Genomic DNA, 22,518 nt, shown 5'->3' on the forward strand with positions numbered 1-22,518 from the left:
AGCGTCCGAAAAACCCTTCCGCGATATCGCATGCTGAGATTTCCGGGCCACTCGTCCAGAGCTGCTCATGCCCATCTGGGCACAGGCCACGCGAGAAAGTGCCCGGCGTCACAATCGCACGTGGGCTCGGCATGGTGACTCAACTTTCAAGCATTATGGTTCGCCTGTGCGCGTACTTCTGGTGGAAGACGATGAACCGGTCGCCGAGTCCCTCAGACGCGGCCTGAAGCGCTACGGCTTCGAGGTCGAGTGGGTCACCACGGGCCAGGCGGCCCTGGACCACACGGGCCCCTACGACGTCGTCCTGCTGGACCTCGGCCTGCCCGACACCGACGGCCTGGACGTCTGCAAGGTACTGCGCGAACGCGGCGACGTCCCGATCATCGTGATCAGCGCGCGCAGCGACGAGACGGACCGGGTGGTGGGCCTGGAGATCGGCGCGGACGACTACGTCTCCAAGCCGTTCGGCGTCCGCGAGGTCATCGCCCGCATCCGGGCGGTCATGCGCCGCGCGCAGCCGCGCACCCCCGCCGCCGACGCGCCCGAGAACGGCCCCGACCGCTACGGCCCCCGCCTGACCGTCGACCGCAAGGCGGCCCGGGTACGGCTCGACGGCCAGGAGGTGGCCCTCGCACCCAAGGAGTACGACCTCCTGGCCTTCCTCACCGAGGAGCCCGGGGCGCTGATGTCGCGCGAGCAGATCATGGAAGCGGTCTGGGACGCGAACTGGTTCGGTCCGACGAAGACGCTGGACGTGCACGTGGCGGCGCTGCGGCGGAAGCTCGCGGGCGCGATCACGATCGAGGCGGTGCGCGGGGTCGGCTTCCGGCTGGAGATCGTCAAGGACGGCGGCGGCGACGCGAGCACGGACAGCGGCGCCTCATGATCCGCCAGCTCGTCCGCAGTTACATCTTCCTCGTCGCGATCGCCATCGCCCTGTTCACGGTGCCGGTGGCCTTCTCGCTCACCGCCCAGTTGCGGGGCGACACCGAGGGGTCCGTGCTGCGCGAGGCCAAGACCATGGCGCTGCTGCTGGCCAACGGCGACTCCACCTCGTGCGAGGCGCTCCAGAAGATGGCCACCGCGTACGCCGCCGAGACGCCCGGCGACGTCCAGGTGACCGGGGCACCGGGCTGCGCGACGGGCCTGCTCCGCCCGAGGGAGGACGCGGCCCTGACCGCGGCCCTCGACCGGAACCACGTGACGACCGACTGGGGCTCCTCCTTCATCTGGGGTCCCGAGCTGGTGATCACGGTCCCCGCCAAGACGGCCGCCGAGGACCGGGTCGTCGGTGCCGTGCGCATCGTCTACTCGACGGACGAGATGACCGACCGCCTGTGGACGATCTGGGGCTTCCGGGCGATCCTCGCGGTGCTGGTCCTCGTGGTGGCCGCCCTGCTCGGCGCGGGGGTGGCGCGCCGCCTCACCCGCCCGCTGCGCCAGCTCAACGACATGGCGAGCAAGTTCAGCGACGGCGACCTGACCGCCCGCTCTCCCGTGACGGGTCCGCCGGAGACCCAGACGCTGGCGCGCACGCTCAACCAGGGCGCGGAACGCCTGGACACGCTGATCGCGGCCCAGCGCATCTTCGTGGCGGACGCCTCGCACCAGCTGCGCACCCCGCTCACGGCCCTGCGGTTGTCCCTGGACAACATCGCGGACGGTGTGGACGACGAGTTCGTACGGGAGGACGTGGAGCAGGCCACCGCCGAGGTGGTCCGGATGAACCGCCTGGTCAACGGCCTGCTGGTGCTGGCCCGGGCCGAGGCGAAGGTGACGGTCGCCGAGCCGCTCCCGCTGCTGGACATCGTGCGGGAGCGGCTCGCCGTGTGGAGGCCGGCCGCCGACGAGCGCGGAGTCACCGTCGCGCTCAGGGGGAGTGTCGACGGCCGGCCGGCTGTGCTGTCCAGCTCCGGTCATCTGGACCAGATGCTGGACAACGTGTTCTCCAACGCCCTGGAGGTCTCACCGGACGGCGGGACGATCACCGTGCGGGTGGACCCCCGGGGCGATGTGGTGGGGGTATCGGTCCTGGACGAGGGACCCGGGATGACGGACGCCGAGAAGTCCCGCGCCTTCGACCGCTTCTGGCGCGGCCAGGGGCTGACCGGGAAGGGCGGTTCCGGTCTCGGTCTCGCCGTCGTCAAGCAACTGGCGACGGACGACGGCGGGACCGTGGCCCTGACGGACGCGCCCGGGGGCGGTCTGTGCGTGACGATCACCCTCCGGGCGGCCCACCGGGGTGCCGGCTGACCCCGACTCACCCCTCCGGCATCTTCGAGGAGTGGTGGTTCACGATCAGCCACGTGCCGTTCGGCTGCTTCTCGTAGGCGTACGTGTAGCGGGCCTTGACGGTGCTCTTCGCGCCCGTCTCGTGGTCGGTGAGCGCGAACTCGTACACACCGGCGTCGATGGCGGTGTTGTGGTCGAGAACGTTGACGACCGACTCGACCTTCGTGCCGACCGGCTTGTTCTGGAGGAAGTGCTCGAAGTAGTCGACGATCTCGGCTCTGTCCGTACGGACGTTGTTCGAGACGGTCGGCAGCAGGACGGCGTCCTTCGCGTACAGGTCGGCGACCTTCTGCGGGTCGCCGGTCTGCAGCGCCGCGTTCCACTGGTCGAACAGCCCGAGCACCTGCGCCTTGGTGGCCGTCTTGGCGGACTTCTTCGCGGAACTGCCGCGCGAGTCGGCTCCGGCGACTCCGGCGCCGGCCACGAAGGTGCCGGCGGCGAGGACGGCCACCGCGGTGGTGACGGCGACGCGCTTGCGTATGGACGTGGCTGCGGGGCGACGGGTCATCATCATCTCCGGTGAGATCGAGGGGAGTTGACTTACTCCGCTTCTTCTGCGGTGGAAGTGACTCCAGGTTCGCTTTTCACCGGTTAGGGGCCGTGCAGGTGTCGTACAGGGGACGTCCAGGATGTGGCCAACTCACTCGGGGTGAGGCATCCGTTACGTCCGGCAGGGCGAAAGGCCACCGCCGACGTGCTCAGGTGTCTCCCGTCGAGGCGGAGCCGATGTCACCGCCCGCGGCGATGGAACGCTCGCCGGAGGCGGTGACGTTCCGGGGCTGCGGAGGGGCGGGGGCGGGAGAGGGGTTCGCCGGCGGGGCGGACGCGGGGGCTCCCGGGCCGTCACCGGTCGAGACCGTTCCGATGTTCCCGCCCGCGGCGACGGACCTCGTACCGCTCGCGTTCACCGTCGTACCACCGGACGTACCGTCCTGGCCCTGGAATCCGGCGTACACCGCGAGCGCCAGCCCGATCAGCGCGGCGACGCCGCCGGCCACACTGGCCCAGGGATCCGCCGCCTCGACGTCCAGGACAGCTCCGACGACAAGCCCCGCGGCACCGGCGGCACAGAGCCCGATGCCCGTCCACATCAACACCTTCGACTGACCGGTCATACGGCCATCATCGCGCTCGGGGACCGGCTGTGGTGAGGAAAGCCGTTGCGGCGGAGGGCGGTTACTTGGCCGGGCCGAGGCCCAGCGGGCCCGCGATCTCCTCCGCCATCACCCTGCCCGCCTCGATCTCCAGGGTGTCGTCGCCCATGTCCTGGTCCGTGTCGAGGCCGTCGAGTTCGGCCAGGGGCTGGTTGAGGCGGACGTGGGCGAGGACCGACTGGAGGGCCCGGAGGGTCGCGGAGGCGGTGGAGCCCCAGTTGGAGAAGTAGGAGAACTGCCACCACCACAGGGCCTCCGTGGTGCGGCCCGCCCGGTAGTGGGCCATGCCGTGGCGCAGGTCGGTGATGACGTCGGTGAGGTCGTCGGAGATACGGGCCGGGACCGGAGCCTTGCGGGGCTCGTAGGGGTCGAAGACCTCCGAGTAGACGTCGATCGGGTCGAGGAGGCGGGCCAGGTTCTCGCGCAGTTCGTCGACGTCCGGCTCGGGGCCCGAGTCGGGCTCGTAGCGCTCGTCGGGCACGATGTCCTCGTGCGCGCCGAGACGGCCGCCGGCCAGGAGGAGTTGGGAGACCTCCAGGAGCAGGAAGGGGACGGCCGACTCCGGCTCGTCGCCCTTCGCGATCTCCGTGACGGCGACCAGGAAGCTCTCGACCTGGTCCGCGATCTGGACGGCGAAGTCGTCCGGGTTCTGGTCGGTCGCGTGCAGCGTGGCGTCAGACATCTAGGAGTCGTCTCCCCTCGAAGGCGCGACCGAGGGTCACCTCGTCCGCGTATTCCAGGTCGCCACCCACCGGGAGGCCGCTGGCCAGGCGGGTGACCTTCAGGCCCATGGGCTTGATCATGCGGGCGAGGTACGTGGCGGTCGCCTCGCCTTCGAGATTCGGGTCCGTGGCGAGGATGAGCTCCGTGACCGTGCCGTCGGCCAGGCGGGCCAGGAGTTCCCTGATCCGCAGGTCGTCCGGCCCCACCCCGTCGATCGGGCTGATCGCGCCGCCCAGGACGTGGTACCGGCCCCGGAACTCACGCGTGCGCTCGATCGCCACGACGTCCTTCGGCTCCTCGACCACGCAGATGACCGCCGGGTCGCGGCGCGTGTCGCGGCAGATGTTGCACAGCTCCTCCTGCGCGACGTTGCCGCAGGTCGCGCAGAAGCGGACCTTCGCCTTGACCTCCATGAGGGCCTGGGCGAGCCGCCGTACGTCCGTGGGCTCGGCCTGCAGGATGTGGAAGGCGATCCGCTGCGCGCTCTTCGGACCGACGCCGGGCAGCCGCCCCAGCTCGTCGATCAGGTCCTGGACCACGCCTTCGTACAACGGACTGCCTTTCCTGGCTCATCGAGGTCGTTCACGCCGTACGGCCTTCCCGTACGTACCGTAGTTGTCAGCCGCCTGTCCGAGGAAGGCGGTACGCGTCTCAGAACGGCAGACCCGGGAAGCCGCCGCCGCCCAGACCCTGCGCCAGCGGGCCCAGCTTCTGCTGCTGGAGCGCCTGCGCGTTCTCGTTGGCCGCCTGCACGGCCGCCACGACCAGGTCGGCGAGGGTCTCGGTGTCTTCCGGATCGACCGCCTTCGGGTCGATCTTCAGGTTGCGCAGCTCGCCGGCGCCGGTGACGGTCGCGGTCACGAGTCCGCCGCCGGCCTGGCCGTCGACCTCCGTCTGCGCCAGTTCCTCCTGCGCCTGTGCCAGGTCCTGTTGCATCTTCTGGGCCTGCTGGAGCAGCTGCTGCATGTTGGGCTGGCCACCACCGGGGATCACGATCAGCTCCTTGCTCGGTACGGGTTTTCCCGTTCGGCACGAGCCTACGTGGTCGGACCTGCCGTCGCCCCAGCACTCTTTCGAGTGAGTTTGCCTCGCGCCCTATAACCGATCAAGGAATACTTCCGGGCGGAAAAGCGGTGAAAGCTACATCTTCGCCACCCGTTGGGGGGTAGGAAGGGTCCGGCGCATGCGCGTCGTGTGTGTCGCTTGTCACGCAGCGTGGTCAGTAGGGAGTGCCGGGTGGGTCAGCCGGAGATGCAGCCCGAGGGGCCGCCTCAGGACGGACGGGGAGAGGGGGCGGCCCGGCTGCGGCCGGGCGACCTGACCGGGCGGGCCTTTCCGCTCGGGGACTGGGGCGAGCCGGCGGTCCGGCTGGACGAGCTGTACCGGTGGGTGGAGCGCGGGGCGCTGCAGACGGCGGCCTGGTATCTCCTGGACCGGGTGTGGAAGCGGCGGTGCGCGCGGGTGCTGCGCTGTGGGGCCGCGCTGGGGGCCGTCACCGGGGTCGCGCTGCCCCTGCTGGATCTGACCGGGCTCGCGGGCGGGATCGCGCCCTGGGGGTGTCTGGCGCTGCTGCTGGGGGTGGCGTGTGTCGCCGTCGACCGGTACTTCGGGGTGACGTCGGGGTGGATGCGGGATGTGGCCACCGCGCAGGCCGTGCAGCGGCGGTTGCAGGCGCTTCAGTTCGACTGGGCGGCGGAGTGCGTGCGGGAGGTTCTCGGCCCGGCGGAGGGGACGGCGGCTGAGGCGGCGGAGCGGTGCCTCGGGGTGCTGCGGAGGTTCTCCGAGGATGTGAGTGAGCTGGTGCGCGGAGAGACCGCGGAGTGGGTGGGGGAGTTCCGGAGCGGTGGTGCGCCGGTGGGTTTGCAGGCGGTGGTGTTCTCCGGGAGTGGGCGCGGGGCCGAGGCGGGCGGTTTCAACGGGCGGTTCTCCGTGCCGCCGGCGGGGGGCGCGAGGCCGAACATGCCTCGGCAGCGGCCTCCGGAGCCCAGGTGACCGGGAGATCGACGTTCAGTCCTGCGCGCACAGGGTCAGGCCCTCGGGGGTCCAGCACGGCAGGTGGCCGTGCGTGCGGATGACGTCCTGGCCGTTGCCGCGGGCCAGGTAGGTGAGGAAGCTCGACGCCAGGGAGTCGGCCGGGGGGCGGCCGTAGGTGTAGGCGTACTGGATCTCGCGGTAGGGGTAGTCGCTCGTGCCGTGTTCGATGGCGTCGGCGGAGGCGGGGTCGCCGTCCAGGCGCAGGGAGTGCAGGCCCTTGGCGCGGGCGGCCAGGTTCAGTTCGCTGTAGCCGATGGCGCCCGGCAGGTCGGCGACCGTGGCCAGCACCTGGTCCGTCGAGTCGAGTTCGCAGCGGATGACGGCCGCCGTCGGGTCGTCCTTGTGGACGCAGTCGACGGAGGAGTTGGCGATCTCGCCCCGCCCCAGCACCCGGCGCTGGAACACCTGTCTCGTCCCGGAGTTGGCGTCCCGGCTGACCAGGTGCACGGGCAGGTCGGGGCCGCCGAGCTGCCGCCAGTTGCGGATCTCGCCCCGGTAGAGGCGCCGCACGTCGTTCGTGGACAGGTTCGTCAGGCGTACGTCGTCGTTGACCACGAGCGCGAAGACCGACACCGCCACCCGGTTCTCGCGCAGTTCGGGCAGGCCGGCCGGCTTGGGGCCGTCCGACAGGGCGACCACCGGCGGGGAGCCCTGCCCGTCCCGCGACCCCTGCGCGCCGGCCGCCGCCAGCTCCCGTATCCCGGCCGTCGAGCCGTGCGTGTCCACGTCGATGACCGGGTCACCGCCGCAGTCCCGCTCGTACTTCCCGGCCACCTCGCGCAGCACGGGCGCGAACGCGGTCGAACCGGTGAGGGTGAGCCTGCCGCCCGCGCAGCCGATCGGGGGCGGGGTGTCGTCCTGGGCGACGACGATCGCCGCCAGGGTGACGACGCTCGCCGTGAGCGCGATGGTGATCAGCCGCGCCGCCCGGCTGAACAGCGGCGGTTTGTCGTCCGGCGTGGCGCTGCGGTTGGGGTGCACCTCGCCGTCGCGCAGACCGCCGACCAGCCGGATCTCGTCGCCGACGTCGCCGCCGGCCAGCAGCACGAGCAGCTTGAAGTGGTCGCCGCGGTTGAGCGGGACGCGCGGGATGCGCAGGGCGTTGCCGTCGTAGGCGAAGCCGCCCGCCGCGGTGAAGTGGTCCATGAGGTGGTCGGTGTCCGACGGCTGGGTGACCGAGACGCCGCGGACGGTGCGGCCCGCGAACACCGCGGTCAGGCCGTGGAGTTCGGGACCGGTGTAGTCGTCGCGGTCGATGCCCTGCGAGCCGTCGTTCTCGATGCGCAGCAGGACCAGGGTCGCGTCGGCCATGCCGGGCGCCTCGTCGAACAGGCCGAGGCGGCGGTTGGCGCGGCCCGAGCGCACGTCGTCGCCGATGGGGTTGTCCATCTGCACGCGGTAGCCGATGCGTTTGCGGCGCGGCACCCGGCGCTCGTACCAGACCATGACGCCCGAGGCGATGATGCCGAGGACGGCCGTCGCCACGGCCACCAGGTTCTCCGCGCTCAGCCACTCCATCGTCGGTGCCCCCGCTGCCGGACGAATGCGCTCGTCCGGTCACCGTACGGCTGTACGAGCGGGTATCCGGGATTCGTCGGCTTGAATTCGCCGGACGTTCAACGGCTCCCCCGCCACCGGGAGTCGGTCACTGCCTCGTGTACGTCAGCCGCTCCCCGCTGCTCGTGTTGACGCGCTGGAGCGTGCCGTCCGACAGGAGGGTGACCTCGGTGGCCGCGCCCGGGGTGCACGCGGTGCGCGGCTGCCCGACCTTCACGGTGGACGGGCCGATCTCCAGCGCGCCGTCGGCGCCGGGTGCCGTGGTCAGCCGCCCCTCGAACACGCAGTGGTAGGTGCCGCCGCCCTTGGTCGGGCCGTCGGCCACGAGGGACAGGACCGTGTCGCCCGGTTCGCCCTGCCGGATGGTGAGCGAACGGCTGTGCCCGCCGTCGGCGTTGTCGATGGTCGTGGTCCAGGTGCCCAGGTACGCCGTCGGAATCGAACCGTCCGCCGGAGAGGCGGAGGTGTCCGGTTCCGAGGTCGTCGGGGACGGGCCCGGCGTGGTCGGGGGCGCGCCGGTGCTCTGCGTCGGGGTGGGGTCGCCCCCGGCCTGGCCGCCGGCGCCGCCCTGCATCAGCGCGTACACCGAGCCTCCCGCGGCCAGCGCGACGACCAGGGCGATCACGACGAGCAGCGCGGTGGAACGGCCGTTTCCGCGCCCCGGCTCCTGCGGCGGACCGTAGGGCGGGGTGGGGCCGTAGGGCGGAGTCGTGCCGTACGGCGGCGGGCCGTAGGGCGGGGTGGAGCCGAGGCCGCCGTAGGCCGGGTGGTACGGCGGGGCGGCGCCCGGGGTGCCGGGGGCGCCGGGCTGGGGGTGCTGCTGGGGGTAGCCGTACGCCGGGTACGGGGGCGGGGGCGTCTGCATCTGCGGCTGCGGCTGCGGGTGGGACGGGGCGCCCGTGCCCGGGAGTTGGGGCGGCGGGGGCGCGCTCTGACCGGCGACCATGGTGGGCAGATGGTTCACCGGCGGACCCTCGCCCGGCAGGCCGGGCGGGGGCGGCCCGGGGGCCGCGGCGGGCGCCGTCGCGGGGGCCGGGGGCAGCGCGGGGCGCGACGACTCGTCGGCGGCGGGGGCGTGTTCGGGGGTGGGGCCGGGGCCGGGGTTCTCGTCGGGGCCGGAACCCCGCTGCTCGGCAGGCGGCTCGGCAGCGCCCGCTCCCTCAGCGGAGCCGGCCCCCTCCGGATGCTCCGCGTCCAGCAACCGCACCGCGTGCCGCCCGAGTTGGGCGACCAGGCCGCTCGGGAGCCAGGGGTCGAGGGCGCGGCCGTCGGAGACGGTGTCGTCCGCGCCGGTGCGTTCCAGGACGCGGTCGAGGGACGGGCGGGTGGCCGGGTCCTTGCGCAGGCAGTCGCGGACCAGGTCGGCGATGCCCTCGGGGACGCCCTCCAGGTCCGGTTCCTCCTGGGCGATGCGGAACATCAGGGCGTGCACGCCGCTGTTGGCGGTGCCGAAGGGCAGGGCGCCGGTGGCGGCGTAGGCGAGGACGGAGCCGAGGCAGAAGACGTCGCACGCCGGGGTGATGCGGTCGCCGCGCACCTGCTCGGGCGCCATGAAACCGGGCGATCCGACGAGCGCGCCGGTGCGGGTGAGCCCACCGTCCGTCACGGTCTGCAGAGCCCGGGCGATACCGAAGTCGATGACGCGCGGGCCGTCGATGGTGACCAGGACGTTGGACGGCTTGAGGTCGCGGTGGACGATGCCGGCCGCGTGGATGTCCTTGAGCGCGTGGGCGAGCCCGGCCGCGAGGATGCGGACCGTCCGCTCGGGCAGGGCCCCGTGGTCGTACCCGACGACCTGCTGGAGGCTCGGCCCGGCGACGTACCCGGTGGCGACCCACGGCACGGCGGCCTCGGTGTCCGCGTCCAGCACCGGCGCGGTCCAGTACCCGCCGACCCGCCGCGCGGCCCGCACCTCCTGCCGGAAGCGCTCGCGGAACTCCTCCTGCGCGGCCAGTTCCTCGCGCACGAGCTTCACGGCGACCGTACGGCCCCGCTCCGAGCGGGCCAGATACACGTGCCCCATGCCCCCCGCACCGAGCCGCGCCAGCAGCCGGTAGGCACCGATGCCCGGAGGGTCCCCGGGCCCCAGCTTCTCCATCGCTCAGCCGCCTTCCCCCCACACGTGAGCAACAGATCGAGAATAGTGCGAGGCCCGGGCGAGGCAGGCCCGAACGATGTCTACGGTTCCGTAACAGGCGGTCCCACCTCGTCGAGCACCTTCGACAGCCGTTCCAGCACCTGCACCGCCTCCGCCAGCTCCGCCTCCCCGAACGCCTCCGCCAGCCGGTCGGCGAAGGCCGCGTGCCCGGGATTGATGCGGGCGATCGCCGCACGCCCCTGCCCGGTCGGTGCGAGGAGCTTGGCGCGGCGGTGCGCGGGGTTCGGCCGGTACTCGGCGAGCCCGCGGTCCACCAGCAGATCGGCGATGCGCTGCACGCTCTGCCGCGTGATGCCCATGGCGCGGGCGATGCCGGAGACGGGCAGCGGCTCCCCCAGGACCGCACCGAGCACCTGCCACCAGGCGGCGGTCAGCCCGGCGGGCCGGGCCAGTTCCTCCGCCACGGCGAGGAACTGGCCGTTGAGCCGGAACACCCCGAGGGCGCTGCGGCTGAGCAGGTCCTGACGCTCCCGGCTCATGCCGCCCCGGCCTTCTCCAGCACGGCGTACGCCGCCGCGTCGGAGTCGTGGAACAGCCGGTACCAGGCGTCGAGCACCTCGCCCTCGTACACCCCGAGCAGCCGGAAGATCTCCCGGGCGAACGCGACAGGCTCGGTCGGGCCCGCGGTGACGAGGTTTCCGTCGGTGACGGCGTCGGTCTCGACGTAGCGCTCGCCGCCCGCGTAGCCGGTCGCGGCCAGGTAGAAGGAGACCGCGCTGGTGTGGTCGCGGTGGTCGAGCAGGCCCTCGCGGGCGAGCCCGGCGGTGGCCCCGCAGATCGCGGCGACCGGCACGCCCGCGTCGAGGAACGCCCGGGCCTTGCGGGCGAAGGGTGCCAGGTCGTCGGACGTGTCCCAGAGGTCGGCGCCCGGGAGGATCAGCAGGGAGCTGTCCTCGGGCCGTACGTCGTCCAGGGCCGTGTCGGGCTGGATGCGCAGTCCGCCGATGCTGGTGACCGGGGCCGTGGACGGGCCGACGGTCCGGATCCGGAATCCGGCGCGGGCGAGATGGGCCGTGGCGTGGCCCGTCTCCCAGTCGGCGAGGGTGTCGTAGACGGCGAGATGGACGGGCTTGCGGTCTGCGATGGCGTTCATGGCTCCTCCTGAAACCCGAAGCTCGACCCCCGAAGGGTTATGACAGCATCCTGACATTTAGACAGCACGCTGTCAAGCAACGTCCGACAGAACTCTGTCAACGCTTGCGCCCCGTCTGGACAACCTGTCGCGGAATGCCGCCGACGGCAGACAGGCCGCCGATATCACCGCCCTCTCCCCCGCACCTACGCTCGCCCGCATGACCCCTCAGCCGAACCCCGAAGCCGGTGCCGCCGTCAAGGCCGCCGACCGTGACCATGTGTTCCACTCCTGGTCCGCTCAGGACCTCATCGACCCGCTCGCCGTCGCCGGGGCGGAAGGGGCGTACTTCTGGGACTACGACGGCCGGCGCTACCTCGACTTCTCCAGCGGACTCGTCTACACGAACGTCGGCTACCAGCACCCCAAGGTCGTCGCCGCGATCCAGGAGCAGGCGGCGAGGATGACGACGTTCGCCCCCGCGTTCGCGATCGAGGCCCGGTCGGAGGCGGCCCGGCTGATCGCCGAGCGGACGCCGGGCGACCTGGACAAGATCTTCTTCACCAACGGCGGCGCCGACGCCGTCGAGCACGCGATCCGGATGGCCCGGCTGCACACGGGCCGCCCGAAGGTGCTCTCGGCCTACCGCTCGTACCACGGCGGTACGCAGCAGGCCGTGAACATCACCGGCGACCCGCGCCGCTGGGCCTCCGACAGCGGCACGGCCGGGGTGGTGCACTTCTGGGCGCCCTACCTCTACCGCTCCCGCTTCTACGCCGAGACCGAGGAGCAGGAGTGCGCGCGGGCGCTGGAGCACCTGGAGACGACGATCGCCTTCGAGGGGCCCTCGACCATAGCGGCGATCATCCTGGAGACGATCCCGGGGACGGCCGGGATCATGGTCCCGCCGCCCGGCTACCTCGCCGGGGTGCGGGAGCTGTGCGACAAGTACGGGATCGTCTTCGTCCTGGACGAGGTCATGGCCGGGTTCGGGCGGACCGGTGAGTGGTTCGCTGCGGACCTGTTCGACGTCACGCCCGACCTGCTGACCTTCGCCAAGGGCGTGAACAGCGGGTACGTGCCGCTGGGCGGTGTCGCGATCTCCGGCGCGATCGCGGAGACCTTCGGGAAGCGGCCGTACCCCGGTGGTCTGACCTACTCCGGGCATCCGCTGGCGTGTGCCGCCGCCGTCGCGACGATCGACGTCATGGCGGAGGAGGGCGTCGTCGAGAACGCGGCCCGGCTGGGCGCCTCCGTCGTCGGTCCGGAGCTGCGGGAGCTGGCCGCGCGGCACCCCAGCGTGGGCGAGGTGCGCGGTGTCGGCATGTTCTGGGCGCTGGAGCTGGTCCGGAACCGTCAGACGCGGGAGCCGCTCGTGCCCTACAACGCGGCCGGGGAGGCGAACGCGCCGATGGCCGCCTTCGCCGCCGCCGCGAAGGGCAGCGGACTGTGGCCGTTCGTGAACATGAACCGGACGCACGTGGTTCCGCCCTGCACCATCACCGAGGCCGAGCTGAAGGAGGGTCTCGCGGCCCTGGACGCGGCGCTCTCGGTGGCTGACGAGTACACCGAGTAGACAGCCGTCATCCCGCCGGCAGCCGACCACAACCCGTCAGTAGCCGACCACCTTCCCCCTCGTTCGAACGCGTAAGGTGGCGTGCCCGTAGACATATACGTGCACGCCACCCGAACGCGACGAGGGAGACGCCCTGACCATGCCCCGCAGCTCCGGCAACGGCGCCGTGACACGCAGCACCCTGCGGCAGCAGATCGCCGACGCGCTTCGTGACGAGGTGCTGGCGGGGCGGCTCCAGCCGGGGAAGGAGTTCACGGTCAAGGAGATCGCCGAGCAGTACGGGGTGTCCGCCACGCCGGTCCGGGAGGCGCTGGTCGACCTCTCCGCGCAGGGGCTCCTCGACGCCGACCAGCACCGCGGCTTCCGCGTCCACGAGTACTCGGCCGAGGACTTCCGCGGCATGATCGAGGCCCGCGACCTGGTCATCGAGGGGATGTTCCACGCCCTCACCGCCGGGCAGCACCCCTCCGTGCAGCCGGGCGATCCCCGGGTCGCCGCCGTGCTCGCCGGGGTCCGGCGCCGCGGCGAGGAGGCGCAGCGCGCCGCCGCGGCCGGTGACCTCACCGTGCTCATCGGCTACGACCTGCGCTTCTGGCGCGAGCTCGCCGCCCTCTTCGGCAACCCCTACCTCGCCGACTTTCTGCACCGGCTGCGCGTGCAGACCTGGGTCTGCGCGGTGCAGCATCTGCGCCGGCTCACCGACCTGCGGGGCGAGCTGTGGGCCGGCCACACCGAGCTGGTCGACGCCCTGGGTTCCCGCGACACCGACACCGCCCGGTCGATCATCGCCGGCTACAACGCCCACTCCATCGCCCTGATCGAGCGCCTCGCCTCAGGATGACCTGCGTCGCATCTGTCCGTATGGGTATGGGACATGCACGGCGGGAGCCGCTTCCGCGCCGCACCGATACCCTTCCCTGACCACCGCGCCACCCGACCACCGAGCTGAGCGAGGAGCCTTCTTTGGCCTGTGACCTGTGGCTGGTACCGCTCGTCGACGTCTTGTGCCACACGCCGGACAACCCGTTCGCCGAGGAACTCGCGCAATACAACAAGGTGCTCGCCGAGGCCGGGCTGCCGCCGGTGCCGGTGTACCAGTACATGCCGGGACTGTCGGGCGACGTCGCCCCGGTCGCGGGCTTCGACTACGACGCGCTCCACTTCCTGCGCCGCGCCTACCTGCTCCAGGTGTGCGGCCTGCCGGTGACGCCCGTGGACGAACTCGGCGGCGACTACGAGCAGTTGCTGGAGATGTTCGAGTCGACCGCCCAGCAGTCGCACCTCGTCTGGCACTACGACCACGCGGGCGCCTACGTCCCCGTCGACTTCCCCAGCCCGCTCGCCGACGACGATCTCCTCGCGGGCGGCGGTCCGCTGGGCTCCTCCCACGCCCTGCTGCGGGAGCTGGAGCTGGTCGCCCCGGCCATCGGCATCGACCCGTCCAACCCGCCGGCCGCGCCCCAGCCGCCGCTCGTGCCCACGGAGTTGGAGGAACCCGCCGTCCCGGCCCCGTACGATCCCAGCCCCTTCGCCAGGGAACGCCACGTCTGGCTCGGTCTGCACGCGGCCGTGACGCGGAGTCTGGCCCAGGGGTCGATGATCGTCTTCAGCTGAGGTCAGCGCATCTGGGAGAGGCCCTTCTGCAGGTCGTCGCCGTTCATGACCGGGAAGACCTCGATCTCGGCGTTGAGATCGTTGAAGAACGGTTCGAGCATGGGCGGGAGCTGGGAGCTGTCCTGCATGTCGAAGACCATGAAACAGGTCCTGCGACCGCCCGCGGGGCCGAAGTAGGCCGCCTCCGGCCTGAGCTTCTCCATGGCCCCCTGGATGATCTGCGGCATCTTGCCGCCCAGGATCGCCTCGTTGCCCTTTTCCGTGTCCAGCGTCGCCTTGACCATCACGCGCATGGCACTCACTTCCTCTGTCTCGTCGTGGTGGTGACTGCTGCGATTCGCAAGCTCAGCGTATGGCCCGATTTGTCCGATAGGCCCTTTGATTGCTCCAACGGGAGCAGACAGCGGAACGTCCCGGCGACCACGAGGGTCACCGGGACGCGGGGTGTTCGCCGCTCGGTCCGGCTACAGGAACGAGTTGATCTCGATCGTCTCGTCCCGGCCCGGGCCCACGCCGATCGCGGAGATCGGGGCGCCGGACATCTCCTCCAGCGCCTTGACGTAGCTCTGGGCGTTCTTCGGCAGGTCGGCGAAGGACTTGGCCTTGCTGATGTCCTCGCTCCAGCCCGGCAGCATCTCGTAGACCGGCTTCGCGTGGTGGAAGTCGGTCTGGGAGTAGGGGAGCTCCTCGACGCGCCTGCCGTCGATCTCGTACGCCACGCACACCGGGATCTGCTCCCAGCCGGTGAGGACGTCGAGCTTGGTGAGGAAGAAGTCGGTCAGGCCGTTCACCCGGGTCGCGTAGCGGGCGATCACCGCGTCGAACCAGCCGCAGCGGCGGTCACGGCCGGTGGTGACACCGCGCTCGCCGCCGATCCGGCGCAGCGCCTCGCCGTCCTCGTCGAACAGCTCCGTCGGGAACGGGCCCGCGCCGACACGGGTGGTGTAGGCCTTGAGGATGCCGATGACGCGGCTGATCTTCGTCGGGCCCACGCCCGCGCCCGTGCAGGCGCCGCCCGCGGTCGGGTTGGACGAGGTGACGAAGGGGTACGTGCCGTGGTCGATGTCGAGGAGCGTGCCCTGACCGCCCTCGAACAGCACGACCTTGTCCTCCTCCAGCGCCTGGTTGAGGACCAGGACGGTGTCGGCGACGTACGGCGCGAGCTTGTCCGCGTAGCCGAGCAGCTCCTCGACGACCTGGTCGACGGCGATCGCGCGCCGGTTGTAGAGCTTGGTGAGGATCTGGTTCTTGACGTCGAGGGCCGCCTCGACCTTCTGCGTGAGGATCGACTCGTCGTACAGGTCCTGCACGCGGATACCGACGCGGTTGATCTTGTCGGCGTAGGTCGGGCCGATGCCGCGCCCGGTCGTGCCGATCTTCCGCTTGCCGAGGAAACGCTCCGTCACCTTGTCCACCGTGACGTTGTACGGCGTGATGATGTGCGCGTTTCCGCTGAGGAGGAGCTTGGAGGTGTCGACACCACGCTCGTTCAGACCGCTCAGCTCGGAGAGCAGGACCGACGGGTCGACGACGACACCGTTACCGATGACCGGCGTGCAGCCGGGAGACAGGATTCCGGAAGGGAGCAGGTGGAGGGCGTACTTCTGGTCGCCCACGACCACGGTGTGGCCGGCGTTGTTGCCGCCCTGGTAGCGCACTACATAGTCCACCGAGCCACCGAGCAGGTCGGTGGCCTTTCCCTTGCCTTCGTCACCCCACTGAGCACCGAGCAGCACAAGTGCGGGCACGCGCGTACACCCCTTCCGGGCGGGGCATGTCCATGGTCGAGGGCGAACGCGGAGGTTCGGAAACCGCGTGCACCGCGACCGCCGTTGGCCGCCAACCGTCGGACCGGATGCCCCGGAATAGACGAAGCCCCTGGCGCAATAGCGCAAGGGGCTCTTGCACAAAGATGCTACCCGAGGAAGCGAGGCATGGCCGAGGTGGCGACTTCCGCGACGTCCGAGCAGCTGCTGGTGGTCATCGACCCGGTCGCCCGTCGGTCGGACGGCGAGTCCGTCCGGATCGCGAAAGACGTGCTCGGAGCGGGTGCGGCCGTGAAACTGTGCCTGCCGGACGGGCCGGAGGAGTTCGCCCGGGCGCTGGCCCGGCGGGGCTCGCGGCGCCCGGTCCTGGTCGGCGACGACCGGGCCCTGATCCGCGCGGTGTCCCTGCTGCACCGGCATCGGGAGCTGGCCGGGTGTGCGCTGTCGGTGGTGCCGGTCGGGGGCGCGCTGTCCCTCGCCCGGTCGCTGGGGGTGCCGACGGGGACGGTGGCGGCGGCGCGGGCGGTGCTCGACGGGGTCGAGCGGCGGATGGACCTGCTGGTCGACGACAGCGACGGGGTGGTGCTCGGCGCGCTGCGGATACCTCCGGTGACGGCCGGCCCTGAGGCGCCGGACCCCGAGACCGTGCCGGGCCGCCCCTGGCTGCGGACCTGCCAGTCCCTGGTACGCACCCTGGTCCCGGCCGCCCGGCCGTCCCGGCTCGCCTCCGCGCCCGAGCCCGGGCCGTCCCGGCTGCGGGTCGAGGTCGACGGCGAGACCCTCGTCGACCTGCACCAGCCGGTCGAGGCGGTGTCGGTGTCGCCCTCGGCCTCCGGTCTGGCGGCGGTGGAGGTCCGCCCGGTGTCGGTGGGCGCCGAGGCCTCGCCCCTGCTCGCGGAGGGCCGGTCGGTGACCGTCTCGGGGGCGCATTTCCGGTACCGCGCGGACACGGTCGTGTCGGGGCCCGTACGGACACGGACGTGGGTGGTGCGGGAAGGGGCGTGGGGGCTGACGGTGCCGGCGGCGCCGTGAGTCAGCCCTCGGCTTCCTCCTGCTCGGGGGCCGTGAAACCGGCGGTGTCGAGTGTGCAGCCGAACGGGTCCGGGATGGCGAGCTTCTCGCCGAAGGGCTTGGTGAGGCGCAGCTGGTACCCCTTGGCCGAGGGCGACCCGTGGACGACGGCCTGCTGCTCCTGCATGTCGAGAATCAGATAGACGGGGACGCCCGCCTTGCCGTAGACATCGGCCTTGTCGGTCAGGTCGTCGGTCCGGGTGGAGGGGGAGGTGAGCTCGGCGACGAAGGACAGGGCTTCGTGGTCAAGCCGGTTGCTCGTGGTCCGGTACGCCCGACGGTGAGCTGCGTGGATGTCGGGTCCGTACGCGGATTCGGACCCGGGAAACGCATACAGAAACGGCGCGCAGCTGATTCGGTGCCCTTCGGGCAGATGGGGCCGCAGCTGGTCACAGACCAGTTCCATGACGTCGAGGTAGTACCCCTTGGACCACGGCGACACGACGATGCTCCCCCTGACGATCTCGGCCTTGTAGCCGTCGGGCACGTTCAGCTCGTCGAGGAGGTCCAGAAGCTCCTCGAAGTCACTGCGGGGCCTGGTGCCGCTCATCACCGGTCGCTCTGCCATGAGTGTCATGATGCGCCCTCCCCTTCGACCCGGACCAGACGCCACTCAGCGTAGTCAACTGCTCACGCATCCGTGATCGGTTTCCGGGAGGTACTCACTCGGCCCCGAACGTCTTCTCCCGGTGCACCCGCCACCGTTCCATCATCGCCACGATCTCGGCCTCCACGAACTCGAAGAACGCCAGCGTCTCGGCCATCCGGCGGCCGGCCGGGGTGTCGGCGCCGAGGCTGGTGACGCCGTCACGCAGGGCGCCTTCCCAGCGCTGGATGACCGCCTCCCGGTTGGTCAGGGCCTCGTACCACTGGTTGCCGTGCACCCGGTAGCGCTCCCGGCGCGAACCCGGCTCCCGTTCGCGCGAGACCATGTGCTGCTGCGCCAGATACCGCACGGCCCCGGACACCGCCGCGGGACTGATCCGCAGCTGCTCGCCCAGGTCCGCGGAGGTCATCGCACCCTCGTCCGAGGAGAGCAGCGCGGCGAAGACCCGGGCGGGCATCCGCGGCAGTCCCGCCTCGACGAGCTGCGCCGCGAAGGACTCCACGAACCTCGACACGGCCTCCGCGTCCCGCGCGTTCCCGGCTGATTGCGTCATGCGCCCATCGTATCCATGATTCATACGCTTCATTAACTTCACAAATTTCTGAAGGAAGCGTACGTTCTGAAGCATGACGAAGGCCATCACCGTCTCCGGGCTGCACAAGTCCTTCGGGCGGACGCACGCACTCGACGGGCTCGATCTGGAGGTCGCCTCCGGCGAGGTCCACGGCTTCCTCGGCCCCAACGGCGCCGGGAAGTCCACCACCATCCGGATCCTGCTCGGGCTGCTGCGTGCCGACTCGGGCGCCGCGCAGGTGCTGGGCCACGACCCCTGGACGGACGCGGTGGAGGCGCACCGCCGGATCGCCTACGTCCCCGGGGACGTGACGCTGTGGCGCAACCTCTCCGGCGGCGAGGTCATCGACCTGTACGGCAGGCTGCGCGGAGGGCTGGACTCCCGGCGCCGCGCGGAGCTGATCGAGCGGTTCGAACTCGACCCCACCAAGAAGGGCCGCACCTACTCCAAGGGCAACCGGCAGAAGGTCGCCCTGGTCGCCGCGTTCGCCTCGGACGTCGACCTGCTGATCCTGGACGAGCCGACCTCGGGCCTGGACCCGCTGATGGAGGAGGTCTTCCAGCGCTGCGTCGAGGAGGAGCGCGACCGGGGCCGGACCGTCCTGCTCTCCTCCCACATCCTGAGCGAGGTCGAGGAGCTGTGCGACCGGGTGAGCATCATCCGCAACGGCCGCACCGTCGAGTCGGGTTCGCTCGCCGACCTGCGCCACCTGACCCGCACCAGTGTCGTCGCCGAACTCGCGGGCCCGCCCGACGGGCTGGCGAACCTGCCGGGCGTCCACGACCTCGACGTACGGGGAAGCCGGGTCCGGCTCCAGGTCGACACCGACGGGCTGGACGCCGTCCTGCGGTCCCTGAGCGAGTCGGGCGTACGGTCGCTGACGTCGACGCCGCCGACGCTGGAGGAACTGTTCCTGCGGCACTACCAGGACGAGGCGGAGGCGGCGGTCCGATGACGGCCTTCGCGGTGAGGCCCGGCAGCTCACGTCAACTGGCGGGTACCAGGACCTTGTTGCGGTTCGCGCTGCGCCGGGACCGGCTGGTGATCCCGGTGTGGATCGCGGTGAACGCGCTGATGGTCCTCTCGATGCCGGGCACGCTGGAGGGCCTGTACGGCACCCCGGCCGAACGTGCCGACCTGATCCGGCAGATGGGGACCAACTCCTCGCTGCGCGCGATGGTCGGCCCGGTCTTCGACGACTCACTGGGCGCGCTGACGGCCTGGCGGGTCGGCGTCTACGCGGGCGCCCTGGCCGCCGTGATGAGCCTGCTGGTCGTCGTGCGGCACACCCGCGACGAGGAGGAGAGCGGCCGTCAGGAGCTGGTCGCGTCCGGGACGGTGGGCCGCCGGGCCTCCCTCACGGCGGCCCTGCTGGCGGCGGCGGTCGCGAACGCGGTCCTGGCGCTGCTGCTGACCGCCGGGCTGGCCGGACACGGTGCTGCCGGGGCACTGGCCCTGGGCCTCGGCATCGCCGGGGTGGGGATGGTCTTCGCCACGATGGCGGCGATCGTCGCCCAGCTCACGGAGAGCGCCCGGCTGGCCCGCGGTCTGACGGCGGCGGTGCTGGGCGCCGTGTTCGTGCTGCGCGCGGCGGGCGACGCGGCGACGGACGACGGTTCGTCGGTGCTGACGTGGGTGTCGCCGCTGGGCTGGCTGGAGAACCTGCGGCCGTACGCAGGCGAGCGCTGGTGGGTGCTGGCGCTGCTCGCCGGGGCGGTCCTGCTCCAGGGCGCGGTCGCGTACGGGCTGGCCGGCCGCCGGGACATCGGCATGAGCTTCCTGCCCACCCGGCCGGGCCCCGCGTCCGGCCGCCTGGGCAGCGCGGAAGCGCTGGCCTGGCGGTTGCAGCGGGGCGGCGTGCTGGGCTGGAGCATCGGTTTCCTCCTCGCCGGGGTCGTCTACGGCGGCATGACCGAGGGCGCGGCCGACCTGGTCGGCGACAACGAGAACGCCCGGCGGATCTTCGAGCGGATGGGCGGCCGGTCCGGGCTGACGGACACGTTCCTCGCCTCGATGACCGGCATGCTCGGCCTGGTCGCGGCGCTGTACATCGTCGCGTCGGTGCTCCGTCTGCACGGCGAGGAGACCTCCGGCCGGGCGGAACCGGTGCTGGCGAACGCGGTGGGCCGCCTGCGCTGGGCCGCCGGGCATCTGGTGATCGCCTTCGGCGGGGCCGCCCTGATCATGCTGCTGGCCGGCCTCGGCCTGGCCGCCGGCTACGGCAAGGAGGCCGGCCCGATCCTGGGCGCGTGCCTGGTGCAGCTGCCGGCGGTCTGGGTGATCGGCGGGGTGGCGGTGCTGCTGCACGGCGTACTGCCCCGGGGAGCTGCGGCGGCATGGGCCGTGGCCGGAGCGGTCCTGCTGATCGGCTGGGTCGGCCCCGCCCTGGACGTACCGCAGGCGGTGCTGGACATCTCGCCGTTCGGGCACCTGCCCAAGCTGCCGGGAGGGTCCATGGAATGGGGGCCGGTCGTGGTGCTGACCGGACTGGCGGTGGTGCTGGTGGCGGCAGGGCTGGCGGGGTTGCGGAGGCGGGACATGACCACCTGAGCGGGTGATCAGGAACGGCTGATCACCCCACCTCGACGGCCAGCCCCTCCAGCCCCCTGATCACGAAGTTCGGCTTACGGACGGGCTCGGCGGCCAGGCGCAGCGTCGGCGCCCTCTCCAGCAGCGCCCCCATCGACGCCGCCAGTTCGATGCGGGCCAGGGGTGCGCCGATGCAGTAGTGGATGCCGGCGCTGAAGGAGATGTGGGGGTTGTCCTCACGGCCGAGGTCGAGTCGGCCCGGGTCGGTGAAGACCTCCGGGTCGTGGTTGGCGGAGCCGAAGAGCAGGGCGACCTCCGCGCCGCGGGGGATCGTCGTGCCGGCGAGTTCGATCTCGTCCAGGACCCAGCGCTCGAAGAGCTGGAGCGGGGTGTCGTAGCGCATCAGTTCCTCGACGGCGGAGGGGATGAGCGTGTGGTCCGCGCGCAGCAGCTCCAGCTGGGCCGGGTTGCGGAACAGGGCGTACCAGCCGTTGACCGTGGCGTTCACCGTGGCCTCGTGGCCGGCGTTGAGCAGGAGGACCGCCGTCGAGATCATCTCCTGCTCGGTGAGGCGGTCGCCCTCGTCATGGGCCGCGATGAGGCCCGAGATGAGGTCATCGCCGGGCTCCTTGCGGCGGGCCGCGATCAGGTCGCGCAGGTAGTCGGAGAACTCCACCGAGGCCCTGACCGCCTTCGCCGCCGTCTCCTGCGAGGGGTTCAGCTCGTACATCCCGCAGATGTCCGCCGACCAGGGCCGCAGCGGGGCCCGGTCGGACTCGGGGATGCCGAGCATCTCCGCGATCACCGCCACCGGGAGGGGCTCGGCGACGTCCTTCAGCAGGTCCCCGCCGCCCGCTTCGGCCAGGGCCGAGGCGAGCTCGTCCGCCAGGCCCCGCACGTACGGCTTCAGCCGCTCCACCGTGCGCGGCGTGAACGCCTTCGACACCAGGCGCCGGATCCGGGTGTGGTCCGGCGGCTCCAGGTCGAGCATCCCGTGGTCGTTCAGCGTGTGGAACGGCTCCTGCTCCGGCTGGGGCGCGGTGCGGCCGAACTCCTCGTGCGTGAACCGGTGCTGGTACGTCCGGCCCAGGCGCCGGTCCCGCAGCAGCGCCGAGACGTCCGCGTGGTGCGGGACGAGCCACTGGTTCGTGGGCTCGTAGTAGTGCACCCGGCCCCGCGCACGCAGCTCGGCGTAGGCGGGGTAGGGGTCGGCGAGGAACGCCGGGTCCCACGGGTCGAACGCGAGGTCCAGAGCAGCTGCCATGGACGGACGCTAGCTCCCCACCCCCGTCCCTGACCAGGGGGGTTCGGGCTGGACCGGCGGACCGGCCGAGCAATCAAGATCGTTAAGCTGGGCGTGCCGCCTGAGCGGCACAAGCCTTACGCGAGGGAAAAACTTCATGACACAGCAGCGAGCCAAGCTCCGCACCCGCGTCCCCGCCCGTCTGGCCGCCTCGGCCGTGCTGGCCCTGTCGCTGACCGCCGGCGCGGCCGCGACCACCGCCCCGGCCGCCACCGCCGCCGAGATGCCCTGCAAGCCGCGCGTCTACTACTACGTCTACAAGGGCAGTGGCGTGAACTTCCGCACGGGCCCCGGCACCGGCTACAAGTCCAAGGGCCTCCTCCACAAGAACGACTGGGGCAAGAAGGTCGGCACCAAGGGCTCCTGGATCAAGCTGAAGCTGGGCCAGAAGTCCAAGAGCGGGCTGGCCAAGGGCACCACCGGCTGGGTTTCCAAGTCGTACGTGAGCGACTGCACGCCGATGCAGCTGGACTGATCCGGCCTTGTCC

The 22,518-nt window shown here is 71.5% G+C and carries 24 protein-coding genes; 10 read left to right on the forward strand and 14 right to left on the reverse strand.

Going from position 1 to position 22,518, the window contains the following annotated elements:
- The first annotated feature begins 166 nt into the window (after positions 1 to 166).
- Both SCNRRL3882_RS18535 and SCNRRL3882_RS18540 read left to right on the forward strand, forming a co-directional pair.
- Positions 167 to 886 (forward strand): response regulator transcription factor, encoded by a 720-nt coding sequence (locus SCNRRL3882_RS18535; RefSeq protein WP_010032011.1) that lies wholly within the window; start codon positions 167 to 169, stop codon positions 884 to 886.
- A complete protein-coding gene (locus tag SCNRRL3882_RS18540) occupies positions 883 to 2,253 on the forward strand; it encodes a sensor histidine kinase (RefSeq protein WP_010032015.1) in 1,371 nt (456 codons plus the stop codon). Before SCNRRL3882_RS18535 ends, SCNRRL3882_RS18540 begins: the two co-directional genes overlap by 4 nt.
- 7 nt (positions 2,254 to 2,260) lie before the next feature.
- On the opposite strand, the gene SCNRRL3882_RS18545 is transcribed toward SCNRRL3882_RS18540, so the two are convergent.
- The 5 genes from SCNRRL3882_RS18545 to SCNRRL3882_RS18565 form a co-directional block, all read right to left on the reverse strand.
- On the reverse strand, positions 2,261 to 2,800 hold the full coding sequence (locus SCNRRL3882_RS18545; protein ID WP_010032016.1) for an SgcJ/EcaC family oxidoreductase: 540 nt from the start codon (positions 2,798 to 2,800) through the stop codon (positions 2,261 to 2,263).
- Positions 2,801 to 2,990: 190 nt separating this feature from the next.
- Entirely contained in the window at positions 2,991 to 3,407 is a 417-nt protein-coding gene (locus SCNRRL3882_RS18550; protein WP_231911140.1) for a hypothetical protein, read from the reverse strand.
- A gap of 61 nt (positions 3,408 to 3,468) precedes the next feature.
- Complete coding sequence (locus tag SCNRRL3882_RS18555; protein WP_010032018.1) at positions 3,469 to 4,128, reverse strand: DUF5063 domain-containing protein; 660 nt, start codon at positions 4,126 to 4,128, stop codon at positions 3,469 to 3,471.
- Positions 4,121 to 4,720, reverse strand: a complete 600-nt coding sequence (gene recR / locus SCNRRL3882_RS18560; RefSeq protein ID WP_003991835.1) for a recombination mediator RecR — start codon at positions 4,718 to 4,720, stop codon at positions 4,121 to 4,123. The genes SCNRRL3882_RS18555 and recR overlap by 8 nt, the downstream gene beginning before the upstream one ends.
- A 100-nt stretch (positions 4,721 to 4,820) precedes the next feature.
- Complete coding sequence (locus tag SCNRRL3882_RS18565; protein WP_010032020.1) at positions 4,821 to 5,162, reverse strand: YbaB/EbfC family nucleoid-associated protein; 342 nt, start codon at positions 5,160 to 5,162, stop codon at positions 4,821 to 4,823.
- Between the two features lie 243 nt (positions 5,163 to 5,405).
- On the opposite strand from SCNRRL3882_RS18565, the gene SCNRRL3882_RS18570 reads away from it, so the two are divergent.
- Complete coding sequence (locus SCNRRL3882_RS18570) at positions 5,406 to 6,161, forward strand: SLATT domain-containing protein (RefSeq protein WP_010032021.1); 756 nt, start codon at positions 5,406 to 5,408, stop codon at positions 6,159 to 6,161.
- A 15-nt stretch (positions 6,162 to 6,176) separates the two neighbouring features.
- Here SCNRRL3882_RS18570 and SCNRRL3882_RS18575 read toward each other — a convergent pair whose 3' ends face one another.
- The 4 genes from SCNRRL3882_RS18575 to SCNRRL3882_RS18590 form a co-directional block, all read right to left on the reverse strand.
- Complete coding sequence (locus SCNRRL3882_RS18575; protein ID WP_010032024.1) at positions 6,177 to 7,721, reverse strand: substrate-binding domain-containing protein; 1,545 nt, start codon at positions 7,719 to 7,721, stop codon at positions 6,177 to 6,179.
- 127 nt (positions 7,722 to 7,848) lie between these two features.
- Positions 7,849 to 9,858, reverse strand: coding sequence for a serine/threonine-protein kinase (locus SCNRRL3882_RS18580; protein ID WP_010032028.1), 2,010 nt, complete (start codon positions 9,856 to 9,858; stop codon positions 7,849 to 7,851).
- An 80-nt stretch (positions 9,859 to 9,938) separates the two neighbouring features.
- Complete coding sequence (locus SCNRRL3882_RS18585) at positions 9,939 to 10,397, reverse strand: MarR family winged helix-turn-helix transcriptional regulator (protein ID WP_010032030.1); 459 nt, start codon at positions 10,395 to 10,397, stop codon at positions 9,939 to 9,941.
- Positions 10,394 to 11,011, reverse strand: a complete 618-nt coding sequence (locus SCNRRL3882_RS18590; RefSeq protein WP_010032031.1) for a type 1 glutamine amidotransferase family protein — start codon at positions 11,009 to 11,011, stop codon at positions 10,394 to 10,396. Before SCNRRL3882_RS18590 ends, SCNRRL3882_RS18585 begins: the two co-directional genes overlap by 4 nt.
- 199 nt (positions 11,012 to 11,210) lie before the next feature.
- Here SCNRRL3882_RS18590 and SCNRRL3882_RS18595 point away from each other — a divergent pair, with 199 nt between their 5' ends.
- The 3 genes from SCNRRL3882_RS18595 to SCNRRL3882_RS18605 all read left to right on the forward strand — a co-directional run bounded on the left by SCNRRL3882_RS18595 (position 11,211) and on the right by SCNRRL3882_RS18605 (position 14,180).
- The gene (locus SCNRRL3882_RS18595; RefSeq protein ID WP_010032033.1) at positions 11,211 to 12,566 is read left to right on the forward strand and encodes an aspartate aminotransferase family protein; all 1,356 of its coding nucleotides are present in this window, start codon (positions 11,211 to 11,213) and stop codon (positions 12,564 to 12,566) included.
- A gap of 139 nt (positions 12,567 to 12,705) precedes the next feature.
- Positions 12,706 to 13,407 (forward strand): GntR family transcriptional regulator, encoded by a 702-nt coding sequence (locus SCNRRL3882_RS18600; RefSeq protein WP_010032036.1) that lies wholly within the window; start codon positions 12,706 to 12,708, stop codon positions 13,405 to 13,407.
- 122 nt (positions 13,408 to 13,529) lie between these two features.
- Positions 13,530 to 14,180: a hypothetical protein gene (locus tag SCNRRL3882_RS18605; RefSeq protein ID WP_010032037.1), complete on the forward strand. Its 651-nt coding sequence runs from the start codon at positions 13,530 to 13,532 to the stop codon at positions 14,178 to 14,180.
- A 2-nt stretch (positions 14,181 to 14,182) separates the two neighbouring features.
- Here the strand turns inward: SCNRRL3882_RS18605 and SCNRRL3882_RS18610 are convergent, their stop codons facing one another.
- Together SCNRRL3882_RS18610 and SCNRRL3882_RS18615 are read right to left on the reverse strand one after the other, a co-directional pair.
- Entirely contained in the window at positions 14,183 to 14,473 is a 291-nt protein-coding gene (locus SCNRRL3882_RS18610) for a DUF3303 domain-containing protein (protein WP_010032038.1), read from the reverse strand.
- Between the two features lie 171 nt (positions 14,474 to 14,644).
- Positions 14,645 to 15,928 carry an adenylosuccinate synthase gene (locus SCNRRL3882_RS18615; protein ID WP_010032040.1) on the reverse strand — a complete coding sequence of 428 codons (1,284 nt, stop codon included), beginning with the start codon at positions 15,926 to 15,928 and terminating at the stop codon, positions 14,645 to 14,647.
- A 186-nt stretch (positions 15,929 to 16,114) separates the two neighbouring features.
- On the opposite strand from SCNRRL3882_RS18615, the gene SCNRRL3882_RS18620 reads away from it, so the two are divergent.
- Positions 16,115 to 16,978 (forward strand): hypothetical protein, encoded by an 864-nt coding sequence (locus SCNRRL3882_RS18620; RefSeq protein ID WP_010032042.1) that lies wholly within the window; start codon positions 16,115 to 16,117, stop codon positions 16,976 to 16,978.
- A 1-nt stretch (position 16,979) separates the two neighbouring features.
- Here the strand turns inward: SCNRRL3882_RS18620 and SCNRRL3882_RS18625 are convergent, their stop codons facing one another.
- Together SCNRRL3882_RS18625 and SCNRRL3882_RS18630 are read right to left on the reverse strand one after the other, a co-directional pair.
- Entirely contained in the window at positions 16,980 to 17,594 is a 615-nt protein-coding gene (locus SCNRRL3882_RS18625; RefSeq protein ID WP_010032044.1) for a Uma2 family endonuclease, read from the reverse strand.
- 85 nt (positions 17,595 to 17,679) lie between these two features.
- Positions 17,680 to 18,177 (reverse strand): GbsR/MarR family transcriptional regulator, encoded by a 498-nt coding sequence (locus SCNRRL3882_RS18630; protein WP_029180616.1) that lies wholly within the window; start codon positions 18,175 to 18,177, stop codon positions 17,680 to 17,682.
- Between the two features lie 73 nt (positions 18,178 to 18,250).
- Here SCNRRL3882_RS18630 and SCNRRL3882_RS18635 point away from each other — a divergent pair, with 73 nt between their 5' ends.
- Together SCNRRL3882_RS18635 and SCNRRL3882_RS18640 are read left to right on the forward strand one after the other, a co-directional pair.
- On the forward strand, positions 18,251 to 19,153 hold the full coding sequence (locus SCNRRL3882_RS18635) for an ABC transporter ATP-binding protein (protein WP_010032046.1): 903 nt from the start codon (positions 18,251 to 18,253) through the stop codon (positions 19,151 to 19,153).
- Positions 19,150 to 20,748 (forward strand): ABC transporter permease, encoded by a 1,599-nt coding sequence (locus SCNRRL3882_RS18640; RefSeq protein WP_010032047.1) that lies wholly within the window; start codon positions 19,150 to 19,152, stop codon positions 20,746 to 20,748. Before SCNRRL3882_RS18635 ends, SCNRRL3882_RS18640 begins: the two co-directional genes overlap by 4 nt.
- A gap of 22 nt (positions 20,749 to 20,770) precedes the next feature.
- Here SCNRRL3882_RS18640 and SCNRRL3882_RS18645 read toward each other — a convergent pair whose 3' ends face one another.
- Positions 20,771 to 21,991, reverse strand: a complete 1,221-nt coding sequence (locus SCNRRL3882_RS18645) for a cytochrome P450 (RefSeq protein ID WP_010032049.1) — start codon at positions 21,989 to 21,991, stop codon at positions 20,771 to 20,773.
- A 136-nt stretch (positions 21,992 to 22,127) separates the two neighbouring features.
- On the opposite strand from SCNRRL3882_RS18645, the gene SCNRRL3882_RS18650 reads away from it, so the two are divergent.
- Complete coding sequence (locus tag SCNRRL3882_RS18650) at positions 22,128 to 22,505, forward strand: SH3 domain-containing protein (protein ID WP_010032051.1); 378 nt, start codon at positions 22,128 to 22,130, stop codon at positions 22,503 to 22,505.
- Positions 22,506 to 22,518: the final 13 nt, after the last annotated feature.

The sequence above is a fragment of the Streptomyces chartreusis NRRL 3882 genome, from assembly GCF_900236475.1.
Taxonomy (GTDB): domain Bacteria; phylum Actinomycetota; class Actinomycetes; order Streptomycetales; family Streptomycetaceae; genus Streptomyces; species Streptomyces chartreusis_D.